The 4,223-nt window shown below is 55.9% G+C and carries 3 protein-coding genes and 1 pseudogene; 3 read left to right on the top strand and 1 reads right to left on the bottom strand.

Annotated features, from left to right (window positions below):
- Positions 1–433 precede the first annotated feature (433 nt).
- The 3 genes from B3V69_RS12390 to B3V69_RS12380 all read left to right on the top strand — a co-directional run bounded on the left by B3V69_RS12390 (position 434) and on the right by B3V69_RS12380 (position 3,440).
- Positions 434–904, top strand: a complete 471-nt coding sequence (locus B3V69_RS12390) for a TerB family tellurite resistance protein (RefSeq protein ID WP_296446973.1) — start codon at positions 434–436, stop codon at positions 902–904.
- Between the two features lie 211 nt (positions 905–1,115).
- Positions 1,116–1,364, top strand: coding sequence for a hypothetical protein (locus B3V69_RS12385; protein ID WP_296446971.1), 249 nt, complete (start codon positions 1,116–1,118; stop codon positions 1,362–1,364).
- A gap of 114 nt (positions 1,365–1,478) precedes the next feature.
- Positions 1,479–3,440 (top strand): hypothetical protein, encoded by a 1,962-nt coding sequence (locus B3V69_RS12380; protein WP_296446970.1) that lies wholly within the window; start codon positions 1,479–1,481, stop codon positions 3,438–3,440.
- Positions 3,441–3,566: 126 nt separating this feature from the next.
- Here B3V69_RS12380 and B3V69_RS12375 read toward each other — a convergent pair.
- Positions 3,567–4,223, bottom strand: a pseudogene (locus B3V69_RS12375) (NADH oxidase); the annotation flags it as partial.

The raw sequence follows: 4,223 nt of genomic DNA, 5'->3' as shown, positions 1-4,223 counted from the left end.
GAACTGTCGAACTCGGGCGGCCATGACCGACATTCGCTATATTTTTTATAGCTACATGCGCTTATTGCGCGAGGGCTACAGGCCTAAAATATCAGAACAAATCCCATTGAACTCGCCCTATTTCATTGGCTCACCCCCAACGCCCTGCCAGCCAAGTTTCGGGACCAGGTCTTGCGCGAGGCCGTTCCCGTATGAGTCGGGCAACAACGTTGCAAAAAATCATCCAGCCTATGCATCTGAGCACTCGAACGTCCCTTGGGGCTTCGCCTACGAAATGCGCAACAACCCTGCACCTCAGTCAACCACCGAGCACCATCAAGAACCCCATTCTGGGTATTGTCAAACCCTTGATGGGTATTTTGAGTAGCAACTAAACTGACCGTAACGGAGACCGCAGCAAGCCTCCGTGTCGACCAAGTAAACCACCACAGCCATGCTGACCCCACTCAAAAACCTGCTAGCCCAGATCTTCATGCCCGACGGCGGCCAGTCGCCCCTCGATGAAGCGCACCACTTGCAGTTGGCCACTGCCGTTCTGCTGGTTGAAGTGATGCGCGCTGACAGCCACATCACCGGCGTGGAGCGCGCGGCCACTGTGACGGCACTGCGCGCAAAGTTTGCGTTGAGCGACGATGAAGTGGCCCGACTCCTGGTGCAAGCTGAACACACCGCCAACAACGCAAACGACTACTTCCGCTTTACCAGCGCGATGAACGACCAGTTCACGCAAGCCCAAAAAATAGAGGTGGTGGAATACATGTGGCAAGTCGCCTATGCCGACGGTCACCTGGACGAGAATGAAAACCACCTGATCAGCAAAATTGCCGGCTTGCTGCACGTCACCCACGGCGAATACATCGCGGCCAAGCTGCACGCCAAGCAAGCCGCCAAACGGAGCCCGTAGCGGCAACCATCGAGAACACGCATCAAGCCATGAACCGCCGCTCTGCCCTGCTGGGGTCATGGCCCTGCTGGCACTGCCCGCGACGCGCCCTTGCCGGGGCGGCGCTCCAGCTCGTTCGGGCTGCTGAGCATGGTTTGCCGCCTGAGCCAAGTGCCGCTCTGCCAGCGGCGGGCTTCGGTTAACCTCCCCGCTCACCAACAAAGGAACCACCATGAAGAAACTCAACGTCACCATCAAGCTGGAGATGTCCGTCCCGGATGACTGGGAACTGGTCGAAACGTCCGAAGGCACGCCGGTGCTGAAGTTGCCTAACGGTCAATTTCTGGACATCGCCATCGAGCCCCTGTTTGCCAGCAACCCCGAAGAAACATGGACCAGCACCGAGAACGAAGATGCACTGAACGACATCTTGGACATGGTCGAGAGCGAGGAAGTGGTCTACGAGTTCGTCATGCACTAGACTCCAATTGCTGGCTGGGTGAATTGAGATTTGCTACGATTTATGTAGCTGATTGTGCAAATTCTGCCTAGGCTAGGCGCCAGCTTCGTTTGATCATAAAAATAGGGAGACGAAATGTCTATTCGCAATCTGGCGCTGGTTTGCGCCTGCGCCGTGCTGTCTGGCTGCAATCAAATCTCTGCGGGCTTGACGCCCGCGGATGACAGGATAAATTCTGCTTTTCCTTTGCAGGACACGGTCAAGATTGCTTATAGCGCCTTGGTTTCTTCATTGGATGGCAAACCTGCTGAACTGAAGACTGCCACTGAGCAGTATGCCAAGCTCATGAGCGTACGCGCGCTTACCTGTACGGCCAAGTCGTCTATTGGTCGCTTTGACACGGTGGCCAAAATCAGAGGAAAGGTCGTCGACACGGATTGCTTTCAAAAGCAGGATACTCGACTGGCCGAATGGATAAGTTTGCAGCGTCTGTCACTTGCACTGAACAAGCCCGCATTGGTTCCCCTTTCGGTACTGCCAGAAAAGGCACTCCTTCCCAGTTTTGCTGACTATTCCGGGCAGGTGACAGTTGCCGCGGAAGCTAACGTGATGGTCATCAAAGGCGCCCAGCGGTTTACCGCCGTGCAGATTCCAAGTGGCAAGGTCATCAGCAGTTTTCCGGTTCCAGAACAGACCTTCAGGCCGGCGACACTGGCCGCCAATGGTCAGGTCCTTGCTGTGCCTGTCGGCAGCCGCAACCTGCGCATGATTGAGGTTGGGACAGGAAACGTACTCTGGACTACTGAAGAATACTCGGACCTGATCGCATGGTTTCCCCAGGTGCAGGCGGCATTGCTGACACAGACAGACACGGGCTCTCCCCATTTGCTGGACATCAAGAATGGCAAGATTGATGCATTCCCTGCCACTGAGAAACGCCTTACATGGGCCCAGCCGATGAAAACTGCGAGCGGAAAATATTTGGTTGGGGCGGGCCAAACCGTATCGCAGATGGACATTACCCGCACAGCCCAAGGAACGCTCCAAGTTGCACCACTCCAACAGTGGCGACTCAACGGGAACGGCATCTCCTCAGCAAACGCGTTTTTGATGTCAGACGGCACCCAGCTGGTCTATCAAAGTGGACAGGACTTGGCCTGGCTCAACTTGGAAAACCATCAGCAAGGCTTTTGGCAGCTATCGGCTATCAATGCCTACGGTTTTGCCAAGCTTGGCGAAAAATCTATTCTGTTTGATGCACAAGCATCAGGTGCAAATGCTGCTGCAACCCGTCTACTGGACACAGACGAGGGTACGGTGGCAATTGCAAAAAATATTGACATCCGTGACGGATCGTTGATTTCACTCTTGCCGAGATCAGGCTACTTGAGACGAAGTGACTCGTCCGTCACCATGGGCACTTCGGTAGAAGTTGACACCCCACAGCAATTGGATCGACTGGTATCCGATGCGCTGCTCGCCAAGCAATTGGCAAAGATAGCCGCCATGGACGGAAACAACAGGAACGAATCAAGCTCTGTGCCCAACCCCTACCACGAGGCACTTGCCAAACAGGTAAGAGCCATGAACGTTGCTGCCGCGATTCGAGACGGCCTACCCCGCGACGTGATTGAATCTATCCGCAGAGGCTCAGCGGACTCCGGCAACAACCAAGGTAAAACGGTCACCCCTTTGCTCACAGACGTTCCTTCAAACGCCAGAATCTCAATCGTCGGAGTCTATGAAGGAACAAGCAGTTCCACCGGTTCGACTGCCGTTCGTAGGCCCGGCAGCGTGCGTATCAATGTCCAACCGGGCTCGGCACCTCTGGTCTTAGTGCTGACTAACTATGAACCCGTGCATTGGCTGATAAACACCAATGGCCGAAAGATTTCAAAAATCCTCACCTCGGGCTACCATGACGCCACCGTCATGGGCGCACAAGACGCAACGGTGATCAAAATTGGCTCTAAATACGCCTACAAAATTGACAGCAATGAATATTCCACGCTCAAACAGGACGTTGCTCGGTACATTGCAAACCCAGTTCAGTTGTTTCAAGGTGCCTACACGGGCCGGGAATTTTCAGTCAATTGACACTGATTGAGGTGAAGCGGCAGTCGGTGCCGGTGGCAGGCAGATTTTTGCTACGCTTTCGGTAGCTGCTACCGCATATCCCTCGAAGGCTAGAGGTCTACTCAGAAAACGTACCGCAACTTAACTTCAGGTGCCTGCTGCCTTGTTCGGATTGATCAGGTACTTGGTGCCGGTCGCACGCTGACCGTACACGGCGATGGCTTCGGGTTGCAGTGCCTCGGCCAGAGAAATTTCCTTCGAGTAGCTGCTGGCAAAGGTGGTCTTCAGTTCCGCCGCCACCCGTTGCCGCAGGGCCTGCGCAGCCTCCACACCAATGCGCTGCAGGAACGGAAACAAAAGCCAGCCACCGATGCCCCAGGCCATGCCGAAGTTGCGGTTGAATTCCGTCGGTCCGGTGTCCAGACTGCCGTAGAGGTAAACCTGCTTGTGGGTGGTGGAGCCGTAGCGGCTGTACTCGGTGGCGGTGCGGTTCAGCGCCGCTTCCATGCAGCTCAGGATTTGCCCGGCCAGCTTGCCGCCGCCGGTGGCGTCGAAGGCGATGGTGGCGCCGGTGTCCACCAGCGCCTGGGTCAGGTCCTCCATGAACGTGGGCAGTGAGGCGTCGCACACATGCTTGGCGCCGATGCGTTTGAGAAGCGCCGCCTGCTCGGGCTTGCGCACGATGTTCACCAGGCCGATCTGGTCTTTGATGCAGATCTTGTTGAGCATCTGGCCGAGGTTGGAGGCCGCCGCCGTATGCACCAGGGCTTTGTGGCCCTCGCGCCGCATGGTTTCCACCATGCC

This window comes from Rhodoferax sp. UBA5149 (assembly GCF_002413825.1).
Lineage (GTDB): Bacteria > Pseudomonadota > Gammaproteobacteria > Burkholderiales > Burkholderiaceae_C > Rhodoferax.
Note: the sequence above shows the minus strand (reverse complement) of the source record. Positions and strands in the feature narration are given on the sequence as shown.

What these genes read in the sequence shown, in the direction of transcription:
- B3V69_RS12380 (WP_296446970.1), top strand. Translation starts at nt 1,479, where the DNA reads ATGTCTATTCGCAATCTGGCGCTGGTTTGCGCCTGCGCCGTGCTGTCT.
- B3V69_RS12385 (WP_296446971.1), top strand. Translation starts at nt 1,116, where the DNA reads ATGAAGAAACTCAACGTCACCATCAAGCTGGAGATGTCCGTCCCGGAT.
- B3V69_RS12390 (WP_296446973.1), top strand. Translation starts at nt 434, where the DNA reads ATGCTGACCCCACTCAAAAACCTGCTAGCCCAGATCTTCATGCCCGAC.